The organism is Aequorivita aquimaris (assembly GCF_001573155.1).
In the GTDB taxonomy this organism is placed as follows: domain Bacteria; phylum Bacteroidota; class Bacteroidia; order Flavobacteriales; family Flavobacteriaceae; genus Aequorivita; species Aequorivita aquimaris.
The window spans coordinates 1-25,167 of sequence record NZ_JRWG01000009.1 but is presented as its reverse complement, the minus strand read 5'-3'; the positions used below and the strand labels follow the sequence as shown (position 1 = coordinate 25,167).

At 39.5% G+C, this 25,167-nt stretch carries 27 protein-coding genes and 2 pseudogenes; 4 read left to right on the top strand and 25 right to left on the bottom strand.

Going from position 1 to position 25,167, the window contains the following annotated elements; translation table 11 throughout:
* Positions 1–51 precede the first annotated feature (51 nt).
* The 16 genes from LS48_RS12430 to LS48_RS12355 form a co-directional block, all read right to left on the bottom strand.
* The gene (locus tag LS48_RS12430) at positions 52–978 is read right to left on the bottom strand and encodes a DUF3078 domain-containing protein (protein ID WP_062622832.1); all 927 of its coding nucleotides are present in this window, start codon (positions 976–978) and stop codon (positions 52–54) included.
* Between the two features lie 113 nt (positions 979–1,091).
* Positions 1,092–1,595 carry a DUF2480 family protein gene (locus LS48_RS12425; protein WP_062622831.1) on the bottom strand — a complete coding sequence of 168 codons (504 nt, stop codon included), beginning with the start codon at positions 1,593–1,595 and terminating at the stop codon, positions 1,092–1,094.
* 67 nt (positions 1,596–1,662) lie between these two features.
* Complete coding sequence (locus tag LS48_RS12420; RefSeq protein ID WP_062622830.1) at positions 1,663–1,992, bottom strand: SUF system Fe-S cluster assembly protein; 330 nt, start codon at positions 1,990–1,992, stop codon at positions 1,663–1,665.
* A gap of 4 nt (positions 1,993–1,996) precedes the next feature.
* Positions 1,997–2,422: a SufE family protein gene (locus LS48_RS12415; protein WP_062622829.1), complete on the bottom strand. Its 426-nt coding sequence runs from the start codon at positions 2,420–2,422 to the stop codon at positions 1,997–1,999.
* A 12-nt stretch (positions 2,423–2,434) separates the two neighbouring features.
* The gene (locus LS48_RS12410; protein ID WP_062622828.1) at positions 2,435–2,872 is read right to left on the bottom strand and encodes an META domain-containing protein; all 438 of its coding nucleotides are present in this window, start codon (positions 2,870–2,872) and stop codon (positions 2,435–2,437) included.
* Between the two features lie 57 nt (positions 2,873–2,929).
* Positions 2,930–4,147, bottom strand: a complete 1,218-nt coding sequence (locus tag LS48_RS12405; RefSeq protein ID WP_062622827.1) for an aminotransferase class V-fold PLP-dependent enzyme — start codon at positions 4,145–4,147, stop codon at positions 2,930–2,932.
* An 11-nt stretch (positions 4,148–4,158) separates the two neighbouring features.
* Positions 4,159–5,472 (bottom strand): Fe-S cluster assembly protein SufD, encoded by a 1,314-nt coding sequence (sufD, locus tag LS48_RS12400; RefSeq protein ID WP_062622826.1) that lies wholly within the window; start codon positions 5,470–5,472, stop codon positions 4,159–4,161.
* Between the two features lie 38 nt (positions 5,473–5,510).
* Positions 5,511–5,900: a four helix bundle protein gene (locus LS48_RS12395; protein ID WP_062622872.1), complete on the bottom strand. Its 390-nt coding sequence runs from the start codon at positions 5,898–5,900 to the stop codon at positions 5,511–5,513.
* Positions 5,901–5,954: 54 nt separating this feature from the next.
* Positions 5,955–6,704, bottom strand: a complete 750-nt coding sequence (gene sufC / locus LS48_RS12390; protein ID WP_062622825.1) for a Fe-S cluster assembly ATPase SufC — start codon at positions 6,702–6,704, stop codon at positions 5,955–5,957.
* Position 6,705: 1 nt separating this feature from the next.
* Positions 6,706–7,110, bottom strand: a complete 405-nt coding sequence (locus LS48_RS12385) for a hypothetical protein (RefSeq protein WP_062622824.1) — start codon at positions 7,108–7,110, stop codon at positions 6,706–6,708.
* 47 nt (positions 7,111–7,157) lie between these two features.
* A complete protein-coding gene (gene sufB / locus LS48_RS12380; protein WP_062622823.1) occupies positions 7,158–8,606 on the bottom strand; it encodes a Fe-S cluster assembly protein SufB in 1,449 nt (482 codons plus the stop codon).
* Positions 8,607–8,619: 13 nt separating this feature from the next.
* Positions 8,620–8,949, bottom strand: coding sequence for a HesB/IscA family protein (locus tag LS48_RS12375; RefSeq protein WP_062622822.1), 330 nt, complete (start codon positions 8,947–8,949; stop codon positions 8,620–8,622).
* Positions 8,950–9,103: 154 nt separating this feature from the next.
* Positions 9,104–10,192 carry a cytochrome-c peroxidase gene (locus LS48_RS12370; protein WP_078056435.1) on the bottom strand — a complete coding sequence of 363 codons (1,089 nt, stop codon included), beginning with the start codon at positions 10,190–10,192 and terminating at the stop codon, positions 9,104–9,106.
* A gap of 25 nt (positions 10,193–10,217) precedes the next feature.
* Positions 10,218–10,985 carry an MbnP family protein gene (locus LS48_RS12365; RefSeq protein WP_062622821.1) on the bottom strand — a complete coding sequence of 256 codons (768 nt, stop codon included), beginning with the start codon at positions 10,983–10,985 and terminating at the stop codon, positions 10,218–10,220.
* A 33-nt stretch (positions 10,986–11,018) separates the two neighbouring features.
* Positions 11,019–12,371: a hypothetical protein gene (locus LS48_RS12360; RefSeq protein ID WP_062622820.1), complete on the bottom strand. Its 1,353-nt coding sequence runs from the start codon at positions 12,369–12,371 to the stop codon at positions 11,019–11,021.
* A 19-nt stretch (positions 12,372–12,390) separates the two neighbouring features.
* On the bottom strand, positions 12,391–13,800 hold the full coding sequence (locus tag LS48_RS12355) for a choice-of-anchor B family protein (protein ID WP_062622819.1): 1,410 nt from the start codon (positions 13,798–13,800) through the stop codon (positions 12,391–12,393).
* A gap of 169 nt (positions 13,801–13,969) precedes the next feature.
* Between LS48_RS12355 and thiL the strand changes: the two genes are divergently transcribed.
* Complete coding sequence (gene thiL, locus LS48_RS12350) at positions 13,970–15,025, top strand: thiamine-phosphate kinase (RefSeq protein WP_062622818.1); 1,056 nt, start codon at positions 13,970–13,972, stop codon at positions 15,023–15,025.
* A gap of 74 nt (positions 15,026–15,099) precedes the next feature.
* Here thiL and LS48_RS15840 read toward each other — a convergent pair whose 3' ends face one another.
* The 4 genes from LS48_RS15840 to LS48_RS12335 all read right to left on the bottom strand — a co-directional run bounded on the left by LS48_RS15840 (position 15,100) and on the right by LS48_RS12335 (position 17,916).
* Positions 15,100–15,345 (bottom strand): DUF1660 family phage protein, encoded by a 246-nt coding sequence (locus LS48_RS15840; RefSeq protein ID WP_076692473.1) that lies wholly within the window; start codon positions 15,343–15,345, stop codon positions 15,100–15,102.
* Between the two features lie 63 nt (positions 15,346–15,408).
* Positions 15,409–16,179, bottom strand: coding sequence for an alpha/beta fold hydrolase (locus LS48_RS12345; protein WP_062622817.1), 771 nt, complete (start codon positions 16,177–16,179; stop codon positions 15,409–15,411).
* A gap of 21 nt (positions 16,180–16,200) precedes the next feature.
* Positions 16,201–16,533: a DUF3784 domain-containing protein gene (locus LS48_RS12340; protein ID WP_131807725.1), complete on the bottom strand. Its 333-nt coding sequence runs from the start codon at positions 16,531–16,533 to the stop codon at positions 16,201–16,203.
* Positions 16,534–16,623: 90 nt separating this feature from the next.
* Entirely contained in the window at positions 16,624–17,916 is a 1,293-nt protein-coding gene (locus tag LS48_RS12335; RefSeq protein WP_062622815.1) for an aminopeptidase P family protein, read from the bottom strand.
* Positions 17,917–18,102: 186 nt separating this feature from the next.
* On the opposite strand from LS48_RS12335, the gene LS48_RS12330 reads away from it, so the two are divergent.
* Positions 18,103–20,376: a T9SS type A sorting domain-containing protein gene (locus LS48_RS12330; protein ID WP_062622814.1), complete on the top strand. Its 2,274-nt coding sequence runs from the start codon at positions 18,103–18,105 to the stop codon at positions 20,374–20,376.
* 19 nt (positions 20,377–20,395) lie between these two features.
* Here the strand turns inward: LS48_RS12330 and LS48_RS12325 are convergent, their stop codons facing one another.
* From LS48_RS12325 to LS48_RS12315, 3 genes and pseudogenes are all read right to left on the bottom strand, one after another.
* Positions 20,396–20,776, bottom strand: a complete 381-nt coding sequence (locus LS48_RS12325) for a hypothetical protein (RefSeq protein WP_062622813.1) — start codon at positions 20,774–20,776, stop codon at positions 20,396–20,398.
* 21 nt (positions 20,777–20,797) lie between these two features.
* On the bottom strand, positions 20,798–21,814 hold the full coding sequence (locus LS48_RS12320; RefSeq protein ID WP_062622812.1) for a tetratricopeptide repeat protein: 1,017 nt from the start codon (positions 21,812–21,814) through the stop codon (positions 20,798–20,800).
* A gap of 82 nt (positions 21,815–21,896) precedes the next feature.
* A pseudogene (locus tag LS48_RS12315) lies at positions 21,897–23,032 on the bottom strand (IS3 family transposase).
* A gap of 60 nt (positions 23,033–23,092) precedes the next feature.
* On the opposite strand from LS48_RS12315, the pseudogene LS48_RS15615 reads away from it, so the two are divergent.
* Positions 23,093–23,293, top strand: a pseudogene (locus LS48_RS15615) (IS110 family transposase); the annotation flags it as partial.
* A 45-nt stretch (positions 23,294–23,338) separates the two neighbouring features.
* On the opposite strand, the gene LS48_RS12305 reads toward LS48_RS15615, so the two are convergent.
* Together LS48_RS12305 and LS48_RS12300 are read right to left on the bottom strand one after the other, a co-directional pair.
* A complete protein-coding gene (locus tag LS48_RS12305; protein WP_062622810.1) occupies positions 23,339–23,656 on the bottom strand; it encodes a type II toxin-antitoxin system RelE/ParE family toxin in 318 nt (105 codons plus the stop codon).
* Positions 23,647–23,889 (bottom strand): hypothetical protein, encoded by a 243-nt coding sequence (locus LS48_RS12300; protein WP_062622809.1) that lies wholly within the window; start codon positions 23,887–23,889, stop codon positions 23,647–23,649. The genes LS48_RS12305 and LS48_RS12300 overlap by 10 nt, the downstream gene beginning before the upstream one ends.
* 279 nt (positions 23,890–24,168) lie before the next feature.
* Between LS48_RS12300 and LS48_RS12295 the strand changes: the two genes are divergently transcribed.
* Positions 24,169–25,167 (top strand): transposase (locus LS48_RS12295; protein ID WP_157881736.1); only part of this gene is annotated, 999 nt, incomplete at its 3' end.

Here is a 25,167-nt window from a genome sequence, read left to right as displayed (position 1 = left end):
AGCTGCCAAGAATTGAAACTTGGCAGCTTTCTTTATTATACATTTTATCTCTTAAAAGCCATAGGTTAAACCAACGCCCAAAGCTTCGCGAATCTGGAACCCTTGTACTGCATTGTCATCATATATAGCTTGAAAAGTTACGTTTGTAGTGATGTATTTATTCACCTTCATCACTAGATTAAGAGTGTAATCTATATCTACGTTTTGTGGATCTTCAAGATAATTTGAATAAAGGTTCAATATATTTTCTACAGATATATTTGCCATTACATCAAATTTTGCATATCCAGAAAGAGAAGCGCCAAATTCAAAACGGCTAGTTTCATTGGCATCAACCCCAAAATATTTATTTTCGTTGTACGCGTCCAAAGCTCCGGGAACTGATTCATCTACAGCGGTAAAATCTTTATCTACCAAAATGAATTTAGCCGTTGCCGGAGAAATATTCACGTAAAGGTTATCGCTTTTTTTCCAAAGCAGACCTGGGCCAAACTGAATGTAGGCGGGTGATAGAATATGGGTGGTTTCTGTACGGTAGCCCTCGTCTTCAGGATTCAAGTCGCTATTAAATTCATAACCTTTTGCAAACTGTGTTTTAAAGTTCAAGAACAATGAATAATACCAATTGCTTTCTTTTATCTGTTTACCTAAAATAGAGTTTAGCTCCAAGCGGTCATTGGTTTTTCGGGAATATTTATCATCCTTGTTTTTAGTAAGGCCATATTCACCTATCAAGCGGTTGTTCCAACTAAGTTTGTCGTGTTTATAGTTGAAATCATAAGTAAGTGAAAGATTTCCCGAATAATTGGAAGTTCCACCACCTGTCCATTCATGGTTGAAAGCTGCTTGGTTGAACAATAGCGAAAGATTTCCCGCACGGGTCCATCCATTGGGGATGGTGTCTTTTGCATTTTCATCTTGTGCTACTATTGCCATAGGTATAGTGAACACAACAGCAAGGAGTAAAAGTTTTTTCATTTTTAAAATAGTTTTAATTTTTGCAAAAGTACTTACTCTTTTGAAAATGTGGTAAAAACAGCGCTAAAAACAGAGTGTCTTTTGTGAATTCTTACGGTAAAATTTAAATTTTCCTACTTTTTTTTAAAAAGTGGTACAGAAGAGCAGGCTTCACCATACATTATACTTTTTGCAACTGGCTGGAGTTTTTGGGCCAATAGTACGTATGCATTCTGTGGAATAGGTTTATGGGCACAACCTTTTATAATGATAGGTTTGTCTGTGTATTCTGAAATATCAATGTTTTGGAGTATTTCCGTAAAGAGAACGCTTTCCAATTCATCTAAGCTTCCAACGGTAACCTTTTTTGCAAAAGGAGCTAAATGAAGTGATAAAAGTATGTATGCCCAGCCTGGAACAATGGCATCGGTACTGCAAAAAAGAGCAACATATTTATCTTGGTAATCGCTCCAATCGTGTTCCTTGGCTTGCTCGCGAAATTCACTTTCGCGAAGTACAATACCTTCCAACAACCATTGCGAAATATCAAAAGCGATCCTTTCACCTTGCGGATAGATTGCCTCAAGGTCAAAAGTTGCCAATTTGCTATTCGCTACACGGTTTACTATTTCTTTCACAGAAAAAGATATTAAATTTTTGGGTTATTTGTCACTGCCAACTGCAACTGAATACGGAACACTTTTTTTAAAGCATCCCTAGCTCTAGCTTTGCTTCTTCGCTCATCAGTTCCTGTGTCCACGGCGGGTCGAAAGTTATTTCTACCTCTGCATCTTTTATCATTTTCATCGACTTTACTTTTTCCTCAACTTCCAGCGGCAAACTTTCTGCTACCGGACAATTGGGAGTGGTGAGTGTCATCAATATTTTCACTTCACGATCCTCATTTATGAATACATCGTAGATTAATCCAAGTTCATAGATATCAACGGGTATTTCGGGGTCATAAATGGTTTTTAGGACGGTTACTATTTTTTCGCCCAGTTCAGCCATGTCTATTTCTGTATCTGCTCCCATTTAATTAATTATTAAGTTGTGTTTGGTATGCCAGGGCATACATTTTCATTTGTTTAATCATAGAGACCAAACCATTTGCCCGTGTAGGTGAAAGGTGTTCTTTCAATCCTATTTCATCAATAAAATCGGTATTGGCATCAAGTATGGCCTGAGGTTTTTGGTTTGAAAAAACGCGTACCAACACGGCAATTATTCCTTTGGTGATGATGGCGTCGCTATCTGCGGTAAAAATAATTTTTCCGTTTTTCATTTCTGAATTAAGCCACACTTTGCTTTGGCAGCCTTTTATCAGTTTATCGTCGGTTTTTAAATTTTCGTCAATCAACGGGAGAGATTTGCCAAGCTCTATCATATATTCATAACGCTGCATCCAGTCGTCAAACATAGAAAACTCGTCGATCAATTCTTCCTGTATTGCTTCAATCGTCATCATTTAATCCAATTATTTTTCATCTTTCTTTGCACTCAAAAGTACACTGCGGTCTGTTTTTGAATAGAAGGTAAGAACCCCATTATCCAAGGCGTACGAACCTGTATTGTTGAGCGCATCTAGAAAATCACGTTCTGTTTTCATAATTTCTTTTTCTGCACAAAATTTTTCGCTTACCGCAAGATCACTAAAATTAATTGTATAGAGATCAATTGTATAATTTCCAAAAACTGAATTACAACCGGTAGTTCCACGGAAGGAATTGTCCAGTGCAGACATTGTAAAAGTTGGGTTAGTAGCATTTACTAATTTCTTACCATTGATTGCTGAAACAGTATAGCTTCCCGTAAGTTGTACGCTGCCCGCAACATCAATCACTTTTTTGGTTTCATCGCAACTGGTAAAGATTATACTGAAAATAAGAATAGATAAAGTGGCAAGTGTTTTCATGTCTTTATATTTTAAAATTGAATACTCAAAGTTCAAGTTTTAACTTTTAGTGATGGTTCAACTTAACATCATTTTAGCTTTTTTTACTGCTGTTACCAAGGCATCCACTTCTTCCAATGTATTGTAAAATGCAAAGGAAGCCCGAACCGTTCCCGGAATTTTATAAAAATCCATAATAGGCTGCGCGCAGTGGTGGCCGGTGCGCACGGCAATGCCCAATTTGTCAACAATGGCACCTATATCGTAGGGATGAATTCCTTCAATGTTGAATGAAACCACAGAGGTTTTATCAGGTCCCGTACCGTAAATTTTTAAACCGTCAATTTTCAAAAGTTTTTCAGTAGCATATTTTAAAAGTTCGTTTTCGTGCTTTTCAATTGCTTCAAAACCGATTGTGTTTAGATAGTCAATAGCTGCTCCAAAAGCAATGCCGCCACAGATATTAGGGGTTCCGGCCTCAAATTTATGCGGCAGTCCGGCATAGGTGGTTTTTTCAAAAGTAACTTCAGCAATCATCTCGCCACCGCCTTGATAGGGCGGGAGTTTGTTGCCCCATTCCTCCTTCATATAAAGAATCCCAACGCCCGTTGGCCCACACATTTTGTGTGCTGAGGTTACGTAGAAATCTACATCGAGTCTTTGAAGATCGGGTTTTATGTGTGAACAGGCTTGTGCGCCGTCAACCAGCACGGCAGCTCCAACTTCGTGTGCTTTTTCAATAATTTCAACAATGGGATTGATAGTTCCCAATGCATTTGAAATGTGGTTTACGAAAACCAGTTTCGTTTTTTTTGAAAGCAATTTTTCATATTCCGAAAAAACCAAAACGCCTTCCTCGTTCATCGGAATAACCTTCAAAATGGCTCCGGTTTTTTCGCACAGCATTTGCCACGGCACGATATTGCTGTGGTGTTCCATTGCGGAAACGATTATTTCATCGCCTTTTTTTAGAATTTCAGAAAAACCATTTGCCACCAGATTTATTCCGTGGGTGGTACCCGCCGTGAAAATGATTTCGTAGGCTTCCTTTGCGTTAAAATGAGTTTGAATTTTTTTACGGGCAGACTCATAAGCGTCTGTCGCTTCCTGTGAAAGTGTGTGCACTCCGCGATGGATATTTGCATTGTAATTGCTGTAATAATCCACAATGCAATCAATAACCTGTTGCGGTTTTTGCGACGTTGCCGCGTTGTCCAAATATACCAACGGATAGCCGTTTACCTTTCGGGAAAGGATGGGGAAATCTTTGCGTATTTTTTGGATATCAAAGCTCATAAAAAATAATTTTAAAGCTCAAATCCCAAACTCACCCCAATTTTATTGGCAATAAGCTTATTGATCCGCACTTTCAATTCTGGAATTTTAACACTTTCCAAAACGGTATTCGCAAACGCATACATTAACAAGGCACGAGATTCTTTCAGCCCAATTCCGCGACTGCGAAGGTAGAATAGTGCATCTTCGTCAAACTGACCAATAGTGCAACCGTGCGAGCATTTTACGTCGTCGGCAAAAATTTCCAACTGCGGCTTGGCGTTTATCGTGGCTTTATCATCAATCAAAATGTTGTTGTTCTGCTGAAAGGCGTCAATCTTTTGGGCATCTTTCTCAACTATTATCTTTCCGTTGAAAACCCCCGTGGAAGCTTCTGCAAACAGCCCTTTGTAATCTTGGTGGCTTTCGCAGTTTGGTGCTATGTGGTGTACCAATGTGTTGTGGTCTGTATGTTGCTTGCCTTCAAGAATGGTAATTCCTTTCAGTGTAGAATCGCAGTTTTCCCCTTTTTGGAAAAAGTTGAGGTTGTTGCGAACCAATTTTCCGCCAAAGGCGAAAGTATGCACGCGGCAAACCGTATCACGCTGTTGTGAGATGTATGTATTGTCAATCAAAGAAGCGGTGGCTTCGTCGTTTTGAATTTTATAATAATCTACGTAAGCGCGTTTTTCGGCAAAAATCTCGGTAACAGAATTGGTCAAAACCTCATTACTGGAAAGACTTTGGTGACGTTCAATTATTTGTACGTGCGCATTTTCGCCAACCACTATTAGATTTCTTGGTTGTAAAAAAATTGCCGCTTCATTTCCAGTAGAGAAATTAATTATTTCAATGGGCTTTTCAACTTCTTTATGGGCTGGAATGTGGATGTAAGCGCCTTCTTTTGTAAAAGCAGTATTTAGCGCAGTTAAACTATCGCTCTTTGCGGCCTTGTTGAAATAGGCTTCAATCACGGGCTTGTATTTGCTTTTGTTCAATGCCGCAGACATTAAACAAACATCCAGCGAATCGTGCGTGGTTTCTGAAAGGAACGAATTGTAAACTCCGTCTACAAAAACAAGTTTGTAGGTGTCAATTTCGTGCAGAAAATACTTTCGAACATTTTTTAGCTCAACATTACGCTCTTTATTTGAATAGATGCTGTAATCTGGTTTCAGCAAAGTATTGAGTGATGTGTATTTCCACGCTTCCTCTTTCTTTGTGGGAAACCCTTTTTCTTCAAAAATTTTTATGGCGTTATTACGCACATCGTGCAATGGCGAATCAAACTCCAAATAATCTTCCAGGGCGATGTATGATGATAATAATTTGTCTTTAAAGCTCATGAAAATATTGTTTCAAGTTTCTTGTTTCAGGTTTCAAGTTATTTGTACTTGTTGCCTTTAAATTCATTTTTGTTCAGATATATGATAAAGTTCGCTATTCGTTTACTTAAGTTCAAATATCTATTAACCAAAGAAGATAATTCTTCTTCTGAAATATATTCAGAATCATAAATCCTATATAATTGCGAGCGAGATTCTCCCGCGGAACCTTTTGCGATTGATAGAAATTGTCTGAATTCTAAATTTCCGTCTCTTTCAAACCCTTCGGCTATATTGTCCATTACGGAACCCGATGCGTTTTTTATCTGGTCTCTTAGTTTGTAATCGGTTTTTAGTTCAGTATTTTTTGATAACCGGATTATTTCTTTGGAAAGAAGTCTTGCTTCTTTCCAAATATCTAAATCTTCAAACCTTTCAATTGTGGCCATAAATTTTTGGATTTTATCCAACCAGAAACTTGAAACCAGAAACCAGAAACTATTTTAAACCAATTCTTCCTTAATCCAATCGTATCCTTTTTCCTCAAGCTCGTAAGCCAGTTCCTTGGTGCCGGATTTTACGATTCTTCCGTTCATTAAAACGTGTACAAAATCTGGAACTATATAGTCCAAAAGGCGCTGATAGTGGGTGATAACGATTACGGCATTATCTCCACTCTTTAACTTATTTACGCCATTTGCCACAATTTTGAGTGCGTCAATGTCCAGCCCAGAGTCAGTTTCGTCTAGGATAGCAAGCTTTGGTTCGAGCATTGCCATTTGGAAAATCTCGTTTCGTTTCTTTTCACCTCCGGAAAAACCTTCATTTAGTGAACGTGAAAGAAATTTACGGTCAATCTCCAGCATGTCTGCCTTTTCCTTAATCATTTTAAGCATTTCGGATGCAGGCATATCGTCCATCTTTTTCGATTTGCGGGTTTCGTTGATGGCCGTTTTTATAAAATTGGTCACGGAAACCCCAGGAATTTCCACAGGATATTGAAAGGAAAGAAAGATGCCTTTATGGGCTCTTTCCTCAGGATCCAACTCAGAAATATCCTCGTTTTCAAATGTAATGTAGCCTCTGCTAACCTCATACTCCTCTTTGCCTGCAACAACTGAGGCCAAGGTACTTTTTCCAGAACCGTTGGGTCCCATTATTGCGTGGACTTCGCCTGCTTTTACTTCAAGATTAATACCTTGCAGTATGTCTTTTCCTTCAAGTCCGGCGTGTAAATCTTTTATTTTTAACATCTTAATTATTCTTTGCTGATTCTTCAAATTTTATATCCGCTTCTGAAGGTTTGTCACTAACCCTCATTATTTCTGTTATTGTAATCACTTCTTCCCACTCGCTGTCAGTATCTGTATTTTTTGAAATATTTCCTCTCACAACTACACCCACCATATCAAAATCATTCTTTTTTACATTAGCAACCTGTTGTGAGAGTTTTTCTGACATTTCGTTGCGCTTCACACCATAAATAAAGTTAGTCCCCATTAGCACCAAAGCGCCATTTGAATCGATATAATCTCCTTTATAAGCTTTAACTTCAACATTTTCGGTAGTTGTTTCTTCAACTTCGGAATTTTTTTCTTCAGAATTTTTACAAGAAAATACTACTGCTAAAAGCATTGACAACAAAACGATTTTTTTCATAGGTTGTATATTTAGTTTTCTACTTAATTTTCCAAGACATAAAGTGTTTAGCCAACTGACCCCTCGAGGCTTATCTCCAATAGTTTTTGTGCTTCAACAGCAAATTCCATTGGCAGTTTATTCAACACTTCTTTACTGAAACCATTTACTATCAGTGCAATGGCCTTTTCAGTATCAATTCCCCGCTGGTTGCAATAGAAAATTTGGTCTTCGCCAATTTTACTGGTCGTAGCCTCGTGCTCTATTTGGGCGGTTTTGTTTTTTGCTTCAATATAGGGGAAGGTGTGCGCGCCACAACTGTTGCCCATCAACAAGGAATCGCACTGGGAAAAATTACGCGCGTTGTCTGCGTTTGGCATAATTTTCACCAAACCGCGATAACTATTCTGTGATTTTCCTGCCGAAATACCTTTTGAAATTATGGTGCTTTTAGTGTTTTTACCAATGTGAATCATCTTTGTGCCAGTATCGGCCTGTTGATAATCGTTAGTTACGGCAATGGAGTAAAATTCCCCGATGGAATTGTCACCCTTAAGTACACAACTTGGATACTTCCAGGTTACAGCGCTTCCGGTTTCTACTTGGGTCCAGGAAATTTTTGCATTTTTCTCGCAAATACCTCTTTTGGTCACAAAATTGTAAACCCCACCTTTTCCTTCCTTATCGCCCGGAAACCAGTTTTGAACCGTTGAGTATTTTATCTCGGCACCGTCCAGGGCAATAAGTTCCACCACGGCGGCGTGCAATTGGTTTTCATCGCGGCTTGGGGCAGTACAGCCTTCCAAATAGCTTACGTAGCTGCCTTCATCGGCAATTACGAGGGTTCTTTCAAACTGTCCGGTTCCGGCCTGGTTAATTCTGAAATAGGTAGAAAGCTCCATCGGGCAGCGAACGCCTTTTGGGATGTAACAAAAGGAACCATCACTAAACACGGCACTGTTAAGGGCGGCGTAAAAATTATCGCGCTGCGGCACTACGGTTCCCAGATATTTTTTTACCAATTCGGGATGTTTGCGAATGGCTTCGGAAATAGAGCAGAAAATAATTCCTTTTTCCGCCAATGTTTTTTGGAAAGTAGTAGCCACGGATACGGAGTCCATAACAATATCTACTGCAACTCCGGCCAATTTCTTTTGCTCGTCCAAAGAAATCCCCAGCCTTTTAAAAGTATCCAAAAGCTCAGGATCTACTTCGTCAATACTATTATATTTTGGTTTTTTATTGGGTGCGGAATAATAGGAAATATTTTGAAAATTAGGCTTTTCGTAATGAACGTTTGCCCAATCTGGCTCTACCATTTCCTGCCAATATCGGAAGGACTCCAAACGCCATTCAGTCATCCATTCGGGCTCTTCTTTCTTTTTTGAAATGGCACGAACTACATCTTCGTTTATCCCTATGGGAAAAGTGTCAGATTCTATATCGGTATAGAAACCATATTCGTATTCCTTGGTTTCCAGTTCTTTTTTTAAATCATCTTCAGTATACTTGCTCATCCTCATTTATATTTTAAAGTGAAAAAGATTCTCCGCAGCCACAGGTGCGGTTTGCATTAGGATTCTTAAATACGAATCCTTTTCCATTCAGGCCGCCACTGTATTCAAGTGTAGTGCCAACTAAATATAAAAAGCTTTTTTTGTCTACGGCTATTTTTACATTTTCTTCCTCAAAGAGTTTATCGTCTTCGCCTAAATTATGGTCAAATTTCAGCTCATAGCTTAGTCCTGAACACCCGCCACTTTTTACGCCAACGCGTACAAAATCATTTGCAATATTAAAGCCCTCTTCGGCCATCAATTGTGCAATTTTGGTTTTTGCGCTTTCACTTACCCTAATCATATGTAGATTAATTCTAAATTAGACGGCAAATATACATCAATTCGTACTTTTGACCATACGGAAGTAGGATTTTAAAACTATGGGGCCATAGTTTTAAACAATAATTAACACCCCGTATTTTTTAGGGTATTAGAATTCGAAACTACTTCAGAAATTAATTGGGATCCTGAAAATCGGGGTTACTTATAAAGGAAGGGTCTGAAAGCGAAAGAAGAAATGCTTTTAAGTCTGCTTTGTCAGATTCTGTTAAATGGACTCCGCCACGTGATACAGCTTTCATCAGCGGATCAATTGTTCTTGAATACACGAGCCCTTCACTATAATGATTTATAACCTCATCCAAAGTTGCAAATCGGCCATCGTGCATATAGGGTGCTGTGTAAGCTAAATTTCGAAGTGATGGTGATTTGAACAAACCATCATGGTTTGGATCTCCGGTAACATTGCCCAAACCTTTGTCGGTTATAATTGCATCGAGGCCGTTATTGTGAAAAATATTGTCTGTCCATAATGGGCTGTTTTCATTACCGTGGCAATGGAAACAATCTCCGCGCGATTCATCCATAAATATTTGAAAGCCGTTCAATTCCTGGGGCGTAAGGCTACCTTCGCCCAAAAGATACTTATCAAAAGGAGAATTAGCTGAAATAAGGGTTCTTTCAAACTGGGCAATAGCCTTTGCGGTTAACTCTTTGGTAATATTGCCGGTTCCAAAAGCTTTGTTGAAAAGTTCGGGGTATTCCGCATCGCTTTGTAAACTCGACACGGCATTTTGCCAAGTATTGTGCATTTCTATGGGGTTGGTAACAGGTTCCAAGGCTTGTGCCTCAAGGCTGGAAGCACGGCCATCCCAGAAAAATTTATTTTTTGTGTTCCAAGCCGTATTGAAGATAGGCATAGAATTTCTTGTGCCTTCCAAGCCATCTATTCCTATACTGAAACGATCGGTATCGGTAAAGGAATTAGCAGGTTGGTGGCAAGAAGCACAGGCTTGTGTTCCGTCACCGGAAAGTATGGGGTCAAAAAACAATTTACGGCCCAAGGCTACTCCTTCTACAGTTTGTGGATTATCAGCAGGAACGATTGGGGGAGGTAGTAAGCGGTCAAAAATAGGAGGAACGGTCAATGGTTTTGGAGTGGGTATATAATCTTCATTGGGATCTGCAGGATCTGGATCGCTTGATGAACAAGCAATAAACAAGCTCATGGCTAAAATTCCAAAGAATACTCGAAACAATTTCATGGACCGTTCCTTCAATTTTTTTAAATTATTGTGTTATAGCACCAATGCTGAAAACGGTTGCGCCGTTTCTTTGCATATCTTTTTGGGCTAGATAATTCATCATTAAATTAACACTTCTATCGTTAAGATCCCAAGTTAAAGGATTTTTGTACCATTCTGAAATATCCATTGCTATTTCTATGGTTACATCGCCAGAAATGGTAAAGTTTTGGTCAAAATCAAAACTGATGAAGTTTTGTTCAAAAACACCTTCACTTACCCTCGCAGTACCGTTGTGAAAATTATAGGGCTGTGATGTGCCGTTTGAGTCGTCAAAATTACCATCCATCTGCATAAAGTGATACCCTCCGCCCAGCATGGTTGGCCAATTCCAATCAGCAGCATTTAAATCTGGATAAGCTCCATTTACGTTATCCTCTTCATTAAAACCATAAACAAATGAAATACCCGTATAATCACCAGTAGCTACTGATTCTGAAGGGTTAAAACTCAACGAACCTGCATCGGCAAGATCAATTAATTGGTAACCATCAAAAGAAACAGTCGTGCCATCTGCTTTATGAAGCTCTACCCGTGAAATTAAATACCGAAGTCTATCAATAGAAACATAATTTCCTGCGGCATTTTCATAAACTCCTGAGGTATAATTGGATGGGGTAATCTCAGTTACTCCCCAGTTTTGGGTAAAGTTAAAAGATACGGCAGCAGTTACCGGAATGTTATTGCCATCATCATCGTTACTACAGCCAATTGCAGCAAATGCTATAGCTAATAAAAAAACTATTTTTTTCATAGGTTAAAAAAAGGGATTTGTAAATTGTTAAAACTATTTTATTCTAATCATTAAAAAATCTTTGGAGCCTTTGTTTGAAGGTATATCCAAATCGTTGCTTTCACTGTTGCCTACCACTAAAATTTTATTGTCTGAAGTTTCAATAGCTTCTGACGCAAAATCAAGGTTTGAGCCTCCTATACTTTTTTGAAACCTCATAGCTCCATTTCCGTCAACAATAAAAACCCAAACGTCGTTCACGCCATTGTTGGTTTGTAGATCTCCATCTGCACTTCGGCTATGACCTGAGAGTATATAATCTCCATTGTTGCGTTGCACAATGCTGTGGGCAGTATCAAATTGGGAACCGCCAAAAGATTTTTGCCAGATTTTACTTCCGTTATCGTCAAACTTTACCATCCAAGCATCCGCATTTCCTCGTGGGGAGGTTACATCTTGGTCTGAGCTTCTAGAGTCGCCAACCATTATATAGTTGTCGTCATTAGTTTTTATGGAAGCATAGGAGTTATCGATCTCGTCTCCTCCAAAAGATTTGGTCCAAACCAAATCGCCATCAGCCGTTAGGCGTACCGCCCAGTAATCATAACTTCCTTTAGGGTCAGTTTTGTCAAAATCCTCACTTTCGGAGGTGCCGGTCATTAAAAAACCGCCATCTGCAGTTTCAAGGGCATCATAGCTACGGTCGTTATTGGTTCCGCCAAAATAACGTCTCCATTCCTTGGTGCCATCAGCAGCTAGTTTAATTCCCCAAAACTCACCAACGCCGTGCATGGTACCTCTTTGGAAATCATTTCCAGCGCCGCCACTTGCTGAAACATCAAAAAAACCTGTTATAAAATATCCGCCGTCTGAGGTTTGAAAGGCCTTGAAAGCTTGATCACTGCCTGAAAAACCAAAATTTTCTTCCCATAAAATGTTGCCAGCATTATCAACCTTTACCACCCAATAGTCCTGAAAACCTTCGTTGCCGTTAACATCGCCATCGTTGCTGGTAGTGTAACCGGATAATAAGTATCCTCCGTCATTGGTTTTTGTAATTCTGGAAGCGTTTTCATCATCACTGCCGCCATATGTTTTGCTCCAGATTATATCTCCGGTTTTGGAAAGTTTTAGCAACCAAAAATCGCTATCGGAGCCGGAACGGTCAGTAATATCACCGTCGGAGCTTCGGGTGGTTCCTAAAACTAAATAGCTTCCATCTGCAGCTTCAACAACTGAGACTGCTTCATCTATTCCGCTTCCGCCATAGGTTTTTACCAGTTCTACTTCACCATTTATTTCGGGTTCAGGTCCCGGGCCGTCATCTTTTCCGCAGGAAAAAAATAATAATGAAAACGAAAGCAGAATTGGGAGCGCTTTAAGGTTTGGGGTATTAATATTTAACATATTGGGGATAACAGTTTTTTTAGTCTATTAATAATCGTTTTGTTGTAGTTGAATTTATTTTCATCACATACATTCCCGATTGAAGGTTAGAAACGTTTATGTTTTCGGAAAGACTTTCAGTGAAATTTAAATCCATTATCTTTTGCCCCAATACGTTAAAAATTTCTACTTGTGCTATAGGCTCTGTTTTTGATGTAACGGTAACAATCTCCGTTGCCGGGTTTGGAGCAACTGCGAAGTTTGAAATTGAATTGTCGTTAACTCCCAAAAGATGATCTCTAACCACAAATAGTCCACGGTCAATATCGCTAATTACAATACTGCCACTGGCAAAGTATGGGTAAACACTCCAAGCCCCATCAAAACGGGCTGAATTACTGGTTGGATAAGTGTCAAAAAATTTGGTCTCCACCATATTTTGGTTCTCGATATCGCTAATATCAAAAACTCGCAATCCTGCACGGTAGCTGGATAAATAGAATTCATTTCCTTTTACATAACCGTTATGGTCTATTGCAGCTACATCTGCTTCATATTCAAAATGAACCACAGGGTTGTCCAGGTCGCTCAGGTCAAAGATTATGGTTCTGGTATTAAATCCAAAATTAGACTCGTCCAATTCGTCACCAATCATAAAATAACGTTGGTCTTCTGTTAACCAGCCTTGGTGAGTGTAATCTACACTTCCGTAAAAACCGTTTGATATAGGTATAGGGTTATTTTTATTGGTTACGTCAACAATTGAAATTCTGTCTTCATTACTGCCGAAAAATATTTCGCGTCCTGTATAATCTGAATCTGGGCCGTTATAAATAACAACTTGAGCGTCATGGCAATAATTATCGCCGCTAAACCCGCCAGCTGCAACAGGATTTACTGGGTCTTGAATATTCACAAAATGTGGCCCTCCGCCAAAAGTACTTGTTCCAACAGCAAAAGCATACCCGGTTTCTTCATTAATAACAATATTGTGGCAATGTCCAAAGCCGTCGTAATGGGCATCTTCCGTAAATGTTTCTGGAGCATTAGTCACATTGCGCAGGCGCGTTAAATCAAAAACCTGCATTCCGTGCCCCCCAGCTTCACTTACTATGAAAGCGTGGTCGTTATAAACTTTTATATCTCTCCACGTACTTGAATCTGTATGTGTTGGAAGTTTACCAAGGTATATTGGGTTCACGGGGTCTGTGATATCCACAAAGGCAGTACCGTTGCCCAAGCCCATCAATGCATATTCTTTTCCATCTAGGGGGTCGGTCCATCCCCAAGAATCATTTCCTCTGTCAGTGCCAAAAGTATTAAGGCTTATGCGAGATAAAAGGTCTAAGCCGTTGCAGGGGTATTGTCCGGCCATACCATTTTCACAAGGTGTTTGTGCGAAAGAATAAGTTGCAATCAAAAAAGCTAGAATTGGTAATATTTTTTTCATTTGGATATAATATAAGGTTTAAAAGCGGCTAAATGTAAACATATTATGTGTTTTTCTACAAACGTAAAAGGTTAAATATTAGTATTGTGATTTTATAGCAATGTTTCATTTGGCTTTTTTATTGGTTATTGAAGCAGTATTTTTGCCAAAACCCTAATAGAATTGATCCATGTTTGAGAACAAAGACAACTCCACTACTAATATTGAAAATTTAGGAGAATTTGGCTTGATTGACCATCTTACCAAAAACTTCAAAATAAAGCAAAAGTCCACTGTAAAGGGAGTTGGCGATGATGCTGCTGTAATCTCTTGTGATTCAAAAAAAGAAATGGTAGTAACCACAGACTTACTACTAGAAGGAGTACATTTTGATTTAAGCTACGTTCCATTAAAACATTTGGGGTACAAGGCTGTGGTCGTTAACCTTTCAGATGTTTATGCCATGAATGCAGAACCATCACAAATTACCGTTAGCGTGGCGGTTTCCAATAGATTTCCTGTAGAAGCCTTGGAAGAACTATATGCAGGTATTCAAGCGGCAGCCAAAATATATAATATTGACCTAGTGGGCGGCGATACCACCTCATCAACTACTGGGTTGCTTATAAGTATCACTGCCCTAGGAACTGTAAATAAAGGCGACGCCGTTTATAGAAGTGGTGCAAAAGAAAATGACCTATTGGTTGTAACTGGTGACCTTGGCGCTGCTTATATGGGGCTCCAAGTTTTGGAACGCGAAAAGGAAGTTTTTAAGGTGAATCCCAACTCGCAACCCGATTTGGAACCATATTCGTATTTAGTGGAGCGGCAGTTAAAACCAGAGGCCCGAAAGGATATTCCTGCCTTATTGAAAGAATTAGGCGTAAAGCCTACTGCAATGATTGATATTAGCGATGGCTTGTCTTCAGAAATATTACATATCTGCAACAACTCAAAAGTCGGGTGTAATTTGTATGAAGATAAAATCCCATTGGATCCTCAGGTTATTTCAGCCTGTGAGGAATTTAATCTCGATAGCACTACAATAGCGTTGAGCGGAGGGGAAGACTATGAATTACTTTTCACAATTAATACTGAGGATTTTCCGAAAATAAAGGCAAATCCGCATTTAACTGTAATAGGACACATTACCGATGAAAAGGAAGGAGTGCATTTAATTAGCCGCGCAGACTCAAAAATACCATTGATTGCACGTGGTTGGAATGCCTTGAAAAATAAAGATTAAGTTTTAAAATAAGTCACTATAAACCTTGTTCCCTAATTTAAAGGGAACAGAATCTTGAGGAAAGTGAAATATTTCTAATGGATGGAAAGTTTTTTCTTTTTTATGAAAAATGAAGATAAACACTCATTCACTTCACGTTGTTTGCGGGTAAGTAGCTCAAATTTACCAGAATAGCTGTTCGAAACCTCTTTCCCGCAACAGACACATTTATATTCATTAATGTGATTGGTAATTTTGCGGGTTACGATGTAATCATGGCCAAATGCAGTGCATACAAGGCTCAAAATTGGAGGTCGGCTTTGGGGCGTAACTTTATCCATCTTTGTTAATTTAATTGGGGTTAATTTCCCAATATTAACATTTTTTTAGATAAAGCGCAAATTTTATCCGATAAAATGTAAATATTTCGCAACAGAATCACCATTTTCTATCAAACTCATATGGCCGCCTTCAATAATTTTTACTGAAGCATCAGATAGCTCTGCCAGCTTTTCTGTTTCTAAAAATGGTAAAATTGGATCTTCTTTTGCCAATATCACATGTTTGTCTTTTCTGAAATTTTTTAAAACAGTAGTTCTGTCTTTTCTATCGCACATACCTTTAATGGCGGCTTTTATTCCTTCCACGGGAAAAGAAAACGCTTCATTTTTCAAAGTTTCAATTTCCTTTGAAAATTTTTCACGGGAGCTTTCAGCAAAGAGATTTCCAATGGCCATACTTATGTAAGCCTGCGGGTTTTGGTCTATAACCTTCAATGCCCGGGTGCGATTTTCTTTTCTTTCTTCGGAATCTGCGGCGGGTGTTGAATTTAAAAGAATTATTTTCTCTACTTTTTCTGAAAATAATTCGGCATAGGCCAAGGTAACATAACCACCCATGGAGTGGCCTAAAAAGCTTGCTGACGAAATTTGTAGCTTTTGGAGTATTTCATCCACCAATTCTGCCATCAATTCCATAGTATGGATTTCAGCAATAACGCCGCTCTTTCCGTGACCGGGAAAGTCCATCGTGATTACAAGGTTATTTTTTGACAACTGCGGAATCAAGGGTTTCCACATGGTGGCACTTTCCAAAAAACCGTGAAGTAAAACAATAGCAGGGCCATTTCCGAAGGTTTCGTAATGGATAGGAATATTTTTATAATGAAAAGTCACGCGATGAAAAGCTAATTAAACCTACTTTTTATAGGCTTTGGAATTCGATTTAACAATAAGATAAATTACGCTTCCAATTACAATAGGAAAAAACAGATAGTCGGTAATTTCAGGCTTATCGTTGTATGAACTGGCTAATGCCAATAAAATAAGAGCCAAGCCCATAAAAACCATGACACTTCTTAAAAGCGTAGCTACTTTTTCAATATTAACTTTTTCCTTATAAGCCTCGCTCATGGTATTATAACCGGCAATTAAGAAATATAATTTGAAATGTTTTACAACAACTCCAACTATAATTAGAAAAACGCCAATAAAAAGATTTGATACTTCCATAAGTCCTGCTGGCCTCAAAAAGACCTAACAGTTTTTCTCTTTCACTGTAGTTCGTAGAAAGAAGGAAAATCTATTAGGTCTAAAGTTTTGATTCTTGGTTCTCGGCTTCTATTTATTCATTATTTCTTCAATCTCTTCCGCTTCTATCGGTATGTTGCCCATTAAGTTAAAGGGTTCGCCTTTTTTCTGGATAACTACATCATCTTCCAAACGGACTCCAAAACCTTCCTCTGGAATATAGATTCCCGGTTCCACGGTAAATACCATGTTCTCGGTCATCTTTTCCCAAAGAATTCCATAATCGTGTGTATCCAGGCCTATGTGGTGGCTGGTGCCGTGCATAAAGTATTTTTTGTAGGCAGGCCAGTTTGGGTCTTCGTTTTTTACATCGGCTTTGTCCAGAAGCTTTAGGTCCAAGAGGGCTTTGGTCATCAGTTTGCCCACTTCTTCGTGATACTCCTTCCAGTAATTGCCGGGGACCAGCATTTTTGTGGCATCGTCCTTAACTTTTTTCACAGCATCATAAACCTCGCGCTGGCGTTTGCTAAACTTTCCGCTTACGGGAATGGTACGTGTCATATCACTGGAATAGTTTGCATATTCGGCACCCACGTCCAAAAGAAGCAAATCGCCTTTTTTGCACTGTTGGTTGTTTTCGATGTAATGTAGCACGTTGGCGCTATTTCCACTTGCTATGATGGGCGTATAAGCAAAACCGCGGGAACGGTTTCTTAAAAACTCGTGCATAAGCTCCGCCTCAATTTCATATTCCCACACACCGGGTTTTACGAAGTTCAGGAGTCTTCTAAAACCTTTTTCGGTGATGTTGCAGGCTTGCTGCATTAGGTCTATTTCAATTTTGTCCTTTACGGAACGCAAGCGTTGTAAAATTGGATTACTGCGTTCCCAACTGTGTGCCGGAAACTTCTCCTTTGTTTTTTGGATGAAACGGTCTTCGCGTGTCTCGGTTTCCACGCTCTGGCGGTAATGCTCGTTGGTGTTAAAATAAACACGTTCGGCTTGGGTCATTACTTCAAAGAAAATCTTGTCGAACTCCTTCAGCCAGTAAATGGATCTTATTCCGCTTATCTCAGTAGCATTTTCCTTGGTAAGTTTTTCGCCTTCCCAAACGGCAATATGGTCGTTGGTTTCTCGCACAAAAAGCATTTCGCGGTGGTCCTTGTTTGGCGCGTCTGGAAAAAGAACAAGCATGGTTTCCTCTTGGTCTGCACCCGTTAAGTAAAAAATATCGCGTGCCTGCTGAAAGGGCATGGTGCTGTCTGCACCTATTGGAAAAATATCGTTACTGTTAAAGACCGCCACACTCTTTGGCTTCATCTGGGCCATAAAGTTTTTGCGGTTTTTTATAAAGAGTTTGTTGGAGATTTGATCGTATTTCATCGTATTGTTTTATGAATTTCTTCAAAATTAATTATTATAAAGTTATCTGAGGATAATCAAGGGTTAAAAGTGAATTAAATTCGGCTTGGGGCACTAAAAAGTCAATATTTAAACTTATAATTTAAAAAAATTGTAAATTAGGGTAGGGTTTTTTTGTCGGTGATTGTCTTTTTAAAAAGAACACTTATGAAAACAAAAGTACTTATCAATATAATTTTACTATCGTTTACAATCCAAACTTTTGCCCAAGATCCCAACTGGACCTATCTCCGTAAAGAAAATACAGGCATAGGCGGGGCGCTACATTTCGTTGTGCAGGGCGATGCCTTTGGCAATATATGGACTGGAGGCTATGAGTCTTCAGACGAAGGTAGTTTGGTGCGTATTGCTACTACGGATACTGTTTATACCAATTGGTCCACCTATTCTGATGAATATTTGCCAAACGGATTGATTTATGACATTGCTTTTGACAGTACGGGTATTATATGGGTCGGCTCTGAAGCAGGTATTACCACTTCTGGCGACGGCTTGAATTGGACGCATTATGATGCTTCTAACACCCCTTTTTTAAGTACCGATGTTGAGGGAATAGCCATAGGTGCAGGCGATACGGTCTGGACTGTAAATACCAATAGCGACCCAGCTTTGGGAGGCGTGGGTTATTTTGATGGCGCAACTTGGAATTACTACACTTCCTCAAACTCAGGTCTTCCCTCTGGATCCAATTTGAGAGATATAGCCATTGATGGCAATGATGTAAAGTGGATAGCTTCAAACAATGGCCTTATTTCTTTTGACGGTACAACCTGGCAGCACTATACCACTGCAAATAGTGGCCTTTCGGCAGATAATGTTTGGGAAGTTGCAATTGATGACCAAAATAAGGTTTGGGCTTTGGTGGGTAATGCAGTCGATATTTTTGACGGCACCGCTTGGACGCAAATTAACGAAAGTGATTGGCCTATTTCAAACGTACAGGGCAGATCGCTGGCCATACACGGTGATCAGGTCATTATAGCTGAGGGTTCCAATTACCGCGTATTGCTATTTGACGGAACTACTTGGACTTCGGAATATATGAACCTAAGCATGTTCGATTCATACATAGACAATGATGGCACATACTGGGTATCGGGTTACGGCGTGGTGGCAAAGAATGACGGTACGGGTTGGATTCAATATACAGCTTACAATACTGGACTGCCAACCAATTTCAACGAGGATATTTTTATTGATAGTCAAGGTCGCAGATGGTTTGCCAATGGCAACGGTGGGATCCAGGTTTTTGATTGTCCAAAATGGGAAGTCTATGGCCCTGAGAACGGGGGATTATTTCCAAATCCGCAGACATTATATTCCACTACCATCGGAACCTCAATTACTGAAGATGCCGATGGCGATATTTGGTTTTCATACACTGGCACCTCGGGCTATATTATTCATGTTCCGGACGGTAATTATTGGGACTATGCCGCCTGGACTACTTATGACAATACCAATTCCACCCCGGCACTTCAATTTATTGAAGAATTAAATGCCACGGATGACGGTAAATTGTTTGCACTTACTGACAATAACGCTATTATGTTTGATAAGGTTGCCGACACTTGGACTGTCTGGAACATGTCTAACGGATTGTCCGGTCCTCCATATAGTCTGGGGTCTCGTGGTAATGCCATGTATGTAGGTAGTTACCAAGGTATAGATGTATTTGAAAACGGATCGTGGACCAATATAGACTTATCTCCTCAAGGTATCGAGCACGTACTTCACGTCGCTTTTGATGCCAATGACAATATGTGGCTAGGTACCACTACCGGTTTATGGAAATATGACGGCACAACTTGGACCAATTGGAATGAGTCAAACAGCAACATTGCGGCTGATTATGTAACGGCCATAGATTTTGATACGGCCAACAATATTTACATAAGCGCCCATAACACACAAATTTGGCCCTATTATGGCGGTATCTCATATTTTGATGGCACTGGAAATACCTTTATTACCTTCTTGGATGGGAGCTCCCCCTTGGCGCACAAACAGGTAGAAGATATAGCAGTAGATTCTTTTGGAAATGTTTGGGCCCTAACACAGAGCGAAGGTTTCAGTATTTATAACCCGGATGGAATTGATGGGTTTGACTGTATAGACCGAACTCTGGAAAGAACACTGGGTATAAATGATATCGCTTTTACAGAACAAATGGATGGGTTAAATTACCCCAATCCCTTTTCTGAAACTACTACTTTAATTTTCCAATCTAAAGATGCTAGCCCCGTTTCCATTGAAGTTTTTGATATTTTGGGAAAAAATGTAAAAAGTGTGGATGTAAAAGATGTTTCTATTGGTAAAAATAGCATCTTGCTCAATCTGGCATCGCAGTCAAACGGAATTTATTTTTGTAAGATTACTTCAAACAAGAAAAGTAATACAATAAAGCTTATTAAAAATTGATAAGTTAACGTATAGCTTATCATTCCACTTTATAAATGGTTTGGGTAGAAACAAATTCAATCCCATCAATTCTGGCCTCGTATGTGTAATTGTCTTCTTCGGTTGAAATGATATTCACCTTAAGTATTTTATCTTTATAAAAAGCTACAGCATCAGGATTTCCTTCAACCATTTGTAGTTCATATGCACAGGGACTGGTCCATTTCACCCTATAGGTGGATTGTTGATTTGTACCGTCTATTTTTTCAACTTGAATAGAATCATTTCTGGTAATGGTGCAGGCAAAGTTGATTGCAGGATCACTCATTTTAAATGTTCCATTCTTGAATTTCTCACAATTTTCTTGTGCTGTAATTGAAAAAAATGAATTGAGTAAAGCGAAAAATAAAAGGTGTTTCATTTTGTATTTTTTGGGTTAAAATTACTGAGAGTATTCTTTAAGCCATATATCAAAAGCTTCAACTTTTTTGGTATTTGCATCCAGCCAGGCTGTAGGGTCTTCATTTCCGCTTTGCGAAATGTACATACAATAGGTTTCCAAATGGTCGCTGTTTGCAACATCATAAAAGAAGGGTACGTAAAAATTCCAATAAAGACCCGTTTGTTTTTTGTCTTTTAATTCACCCAATATTTTAAAGAAGGAGTCGGTGTTTTCCACAAAGAGTTCTTCAGAAGTTTTATCTGAATTTTCGGGCAAAAGATTGGTGGCTCCCATAAGGCCAAGCATTAAACCAGCGGCAGAAAATGGGTCATCATCTTCACTCATGGAGACATTAATAGTGATGGCGTTATCTTTGTCTTGGGTTACATTTCCGCCAAAATTTTTACGAAGGAATGTATAGGCATCCAAAGAACGGGCAGAGTCAGGTTCTAAAAATAAAAAATAATGATTGGCCAGTAACGACTGAACCGTGTTGCCCTTTGCGTACTCAATGTTTGCCAGCATCCAATGGCTGCTGCCATGATTTGGATTGTTTTCTATGGCTTTAATAACATTTTCTTTGGCCTTGTCCATTTGGTTCAGTTTGTAGTGGTTTAATGCCAGATTGTAATATAACAGATATTCGTTTGGATATTTGCGAATGGCTTTTTCAAAAAGCTTGATGGACTCTTTCACTTTTCCCATCATATCCAGGGCTGAGCCTTTTACAAGATAGGCGCTTATTACATTGTCTTCTTTTTTGTCAATTACAATATCTGCACGTGCTATGGAATTTTCATAATCCTTTTTTTTAAAATAGCTCAGCGCCATTTCATAGTTCACCACTGTAGATTGTGGATCAAGGATCAGCGCTTTTTTATAGGCGTCCAGTGCTTTGTCATAATCACCATTGTCGTGGTGCGCTATGCCTTCCTCTATAAAAATATTTATGTTGTTTTGGGCATTTAGCTGAATTGTGAATAGTGTAGCTAACAATAAGATGTATATATTTTTCATAGGTATTTGAATTTATTGTTTTGTTCTGGAATGGCCTATTTTAGTTTCTAAAAATGTGTAAGCTTCCCCTAATTAGAACTGTTTATTCTTCTAATATTTTTACAAACTTATTGTTTTTAATTCTCTTGGGGCTAGCCCCAAGAGAATTAAGTTCCGCATATTTTACTGGCGATATTTTATCCAGTCCGTCGTGCGGCCGGTAATGGTTGTAATCGTGCATCCAGATATGCGTCTGTTCTCTTACTTGGTCTATGTCTTCAAAGATGTATTTGTTTAGTACCCCTCTTCTGTAACTCCCATTGAACCTTTCCACAAACGCATTTTGCGTGGGTTTCCCCGGCTGTATATACTTGAACTCGATATCGTGCATCTCGCTCCATTCCGAGGCGATCTTGGCGATAAACTCAGGGCCGTTGTCCATCCGTATTTTTTTTGGTTTGCCTTTTTATTGATAAGGTGGTTGAGCACCCAGACCACGCGGTTGCTCGTCAGGGAGAAGTCGACCTCAATATGGAGTGCCTCCCTGTTAAAATCGTCGATTATATTAAATGCCCTAAAGCGCCTTCTGTTCTCTAGGACGTCTGTTACAAAATCCATACTCCAGGTATGGTTGAGCTCGCTTGGAACCTCCAGGGGTTCTTTTGTTCTGGCAGGCAAACGTTTAACGTTTCTTCACCTTTCTGCGCAAGGGGAGCCCCAGTGCCACATAGACCCTGTGCATACGCTTATGGCTCCAGGGTTTTCCCTCTTCGCGCAACCGGTCATAGGCCTTCCAAAAACCTTCCTCTGAATGTTCCTTTGCCTTTTGTTGTAAGGCCTGTTCTATCTCGCTGTCATCCTTGGGCAACGGCCTATAATAATAAACACTCTTACTCATGTTGAGTACACGGCACGCCCTGCAGATGCCGTAATGAATAAGTTCTTTGGCAATGGTTCGCTTCCTGCAGGGCTTTAGAGCTTTTTTTCGATGATCTCCTTGGCCATCTGGTGGTCAAGGGCAAGGGAGGCATACATCTGCTTGAGCCTGGCGTTCTCTTCTTCCAGCTCCTTGAGGCGCTTGAGCTCCTTGGTGTTCATCCCGGCATACCTGGAGCGCCACTTATAGAAGGTCGCAGGGGCAACACCGTGCTCACGGCTAATCTGGTCAACACTCTTTCCGTTGTCGAATTCCTTTAAAATCTTTGCAATCTGTTGCGGTGAAAATTTACTTCGTCTCACAATACTGTTTAAATTTAAGATAATTATTCTACTTTTAAACAATTCGGTTTTAAGGGAAGCTTACAGAACCTGTTGTTTCTGTGCGCGTTTTCAGCATGCAAGCACAACAAGGCATGCCGAGAGGTCTATGGGCGCATAGTGTTAAAGGGGAAAAGCAAAAAACTGGCGTTGATAGCAGTAGCAAATAAACTGCTGAAACAGGCATTTGCAATCGTGAAAAGTGGACTGCCCTATGATGAGAAATTTATATCGAAATTTTAGAAAAAAGGTTAGGTTTTTAACTTAGATCTTTGTTGGCAACTGGCTTTATTTTGTTCTTTTGATTTTTGTTGGGTTTTGTCGAGTATCGAAAACATCATTTATTTCAATTCGGTTTTCTTTTTCGTTAATCCAATAAATGACTTTATAATTTTTATAAACTAAATATCTGAATTCTTGTTTTCTGCTCTTTAAAATTTCTTCTTCTTGTCCGATTCTCGGCTGAATTTTTAATTTTAGAGTTTCATTATAAATTCCGTTAACGAGATTTTTAGCAACTCTTATTCCTGCGTTTTCTCGATAATATTCATAGATTTTTTCGAGCTCTTTTTGAGAAAAATCAGTCCAGAATAAATTTAGTTCCATTTATCAATTTTGGCTTTTAATTCACTCGCTTCGATTAATCGACCATTTTTTGAATCTTCCATAGACTGGTCGATTCGAGAGTTAAACTCTTCAATTGTCATTGGCTTAAAATCTTCGTGTCCAGATCTTTTGTTTTCTTTTTTTAAAATCTTTTCCAGACGTGAGATGACATCTTCACTTTGAATTTTCAAAAATTCCTGAATAAGTTCTAATTTTCTCGTTTGTAAATCCATTTTATTAGCTTTTTATCAAAGGTACAAAATTATCATTTTCAGTTGCTTTTATGATTTTCGAATTTTTATTCAGCTTGTTGCCAACGGCTCCGGCTATGAGTAGTTGCGTGGTTTAGCACTTAACTTTGCAAGTACACACCAAACTGAAAATCCGCGAGGATTTTCGTAACTAGGCTTGATCTAGCAATAAACTATATACGTTGTGCCTGTTGCACAACCACCTCTTCAAATATAGCAAAAGGCTTGTATAAAATTGAGAAGTTTATTAATTTCATGCCTATGCAAGGCAAGAAAAACTATCAGGAAAAACTCTTCACAAGCTTTAAGCTAAGCGACAGGGTTTCAAAAGAAAATTTTTACCGACGGCTAAAAGAAGTTCTAGACCTGGACTTTCTTTATCCGCTCACCAATAAGTTCTATGGACAAAGCGGGCAAAAAAGCATAGACCCCGTGGTCTTTTTCAAGATATGCCTGGTGGGCTATCTGGAAAACATAACCACAGACCGTGGCCTGATGGATCACTGCAGCATGCGCATGGACATCCTTTATTTTCTGGACTATGATATTGACGAGCCTTTACCTTGGCACAGCACCATCAGCCGCACACGGCAACTTTTCCCGGAAGATATTTTTGAAGAAGTCTTTACCCGTGTTCTGAAATTGTGCATAGAAGCCGGTCTGGTAAGCGGCCATACCCAGGCCATCGATTCAGCTCCTGTAAAGGCCAATGCCTCGATGGACAGTCTTGAAATCAAAGTGCCGGCAGATGAACTTGAAGAACACCTTTCCAAGGTGCGCGTACAGAGCAGCAGGGACAGAAAGGCCAAAGAGAACAAAGCGCCTAAAGAACAACAAGAAATAACGGCCAGTAAAAAAGAATTACAGGAGATCAAGAGCCGCAACAAAAGATGGAGCGAAGACCAGGATATGCGCCCGGGAGCCAAGAACAAAGGCAGCCGTTACACCAGCAACAAAACCCATTATAGTCCTACCGATCCCGATTCCAGAATAAGTGTCAAGCCCGGGAAGGCAAGAAAGCTCAACTACCTGTGCAACATAAGCGTAGATACCGGGGGCCACGTGATTACCGATGTGCAGGCTTACCACGCCGACAAGAAAGACAACCAGTATTTGCAGGACACCGTGGCAAGGCTCAACAGGCGGTTGAGAAAGGAGGGAATGATTTGGGAGCACCTCTTGGCAGACACCGGCTACAGCAGTGGGGAGAACTATGCCTATCTGGAAGCCAGGGGCATTAAAAGCTACATTCCGCCCCAC

Bases quoted from the DNA above. Each gene is read 5' to 3' on its own strand.
- LS48_RS12430 (WP_062622832.1), bottom strand. From the start codon at position 978: ATGAAAAAACTTTTACTCCTTGCTGTTGTGTTCACTATACCTATGGCA.
- LS48_RS12420 (WP_062622830.1), bottom strand. From the start codon at position 1,992: ATGGGAGCAGATACAGAAATAGACATGGCTGAACTGGGCGAAAAAATA.
- LS48_RS12415 (WP_062622829.1), bottom strand. From the start codon at position 2,422: ATGACGATTGAAGCAATACAGGAAGAATTGATCGACGAGTTTTCTATG.
- LS48_RS12410 (WP_062622828.1), bottom strand. From the start codon at position 2,872: ATGAAAACACTTGCCACTTTATCTATTCTTATTTTCAGTATAATCTTT.
- LS48_RS12405 (WP_062622827.1), bottom strand. From the start codon at position 4,147: ATGAGCTTTGATATCCAAAAAATACGCAAAGATTTCCCCATCCTTTCC.
- sufD (WP_062622826.1), bottom strand. From the start codon at position 5,472: ATGAGCTTTAAAGACAAATTATTATCATCATACATCGCCCTGGAAGAT.
- LS48_RS12395 (WP_062622872.1), bottom strand. From the start codon at position 5,900: ATGGCCACAATTGAAAGGTTTGAAGATTTAGATATTTGGAAAGAAGCA.
- sufC (WP_062622825.1), bottom strand. From the start codon at position 6,704: ATGTTAAAAATAAAAGATTTACACGCCGGACTTGAAGGAAAAGACATA.
- LS48_RS12385 (WP_062622824.1), bottom strand. From the start codon at position 7,110: ATGAAAAAAATCGTTTTGTTGTCAATGCTTTTAGCAGTAGTATTTTCT.
- sufB (WP_062622823.1), bottom strand. From the start codon at position 8,606: ATGAGCAAGTATACTGAAGATGATTTAAAAAAAGAACTGGAAACCAAG.
- LS48_RS12375 (WP_062622822.1), bottom strand. From the start codon at position 8,949: ATGATTAGGGTAAGTGAAAGCGCAAAAACCAAAATTGCACAATTGATG.
- LS48_RS12370 (WP_078056435.1), bottom strand. From the start codon at position 10,192: ATGAAATTGTTTCGAGTATTCTTTGGAATTTTAGCCATGAGCTTGTTT.
- LS48_RS12365 (WP_062622821.1), bottom strand. From the start codon at position 10,985: ATGAAAAAAATAGTTTTTTTATTAGCTATAGCATTTGCTGCAATTGGC.
- LS48_RS12360 (WP_062622820.1), bottom strand. From the start codon at position 12,371: ATGTTAAATATTAATACCCCAAACCTTAAAGCGCTCCCAATTCTGCTT.
- LS48_RS12355 (WP_062622819.1), bottom strand. From the start codon at position 13,800: ATGAAAAAAATATTACCAATTCTAGCTTTTTTGATTGCAACTTATTCT.
- thiL (WP_062622818.1), top strand. From the start codon at position 13,970: ATGTTTGAGAACAAAGACAACTCCACTACTAATATTGAAAATTTAGGA.
- LS48_RS15840 (WP_076692473.1), bottom strand. From the start codon at position 15,345: ATGGATAAAGTTACGCCCCAAAGCCGACCTCCAATTTTGAGCCTTGTA.
- LS48_RS12335 (WP_062622815.1), bottom strand. From the start codon at position 17,916: ATGAAATACGATCAAATCTCCAACAAACTCTTTATAAAAAACCGCAAA.
- LS48_RS12330 (WP_062622814.1), top strand. From the start codon at position 18,103: ATGAAAACAAAAGTACTTATCAATATAATTTTACTATCGTTTACAATC.
- LS48_RS12325 (WP_062622813.1), bottom strand. From the start codon at position 20,776: ATGAAACACCTTTTATTTTTCGCTTTACTCAATTCATTTTTTTCAATT.
- LS48_RS12320 (WP_062622812.1), bottom strand. From the start codon at position 21,814: ATGAAAAATATATACATCTTATTGTTAGCTACACTATTCACAATTCAG.
- LS48_RS12305 (WP_062622810.1), bottom strand. From the start codon at position 23,656: ATGGAACTAAATTTATTCTGGACTGATTTTTCTCAAAAAGAGCTCGAA.
- LS48_RS12300 (WP_062622809.1), bottom strand. From the start codon at position 23,889: ATGGATTTACAAACGAGAAAATTAGAACTTATTCAGGAATTTTTGAAA.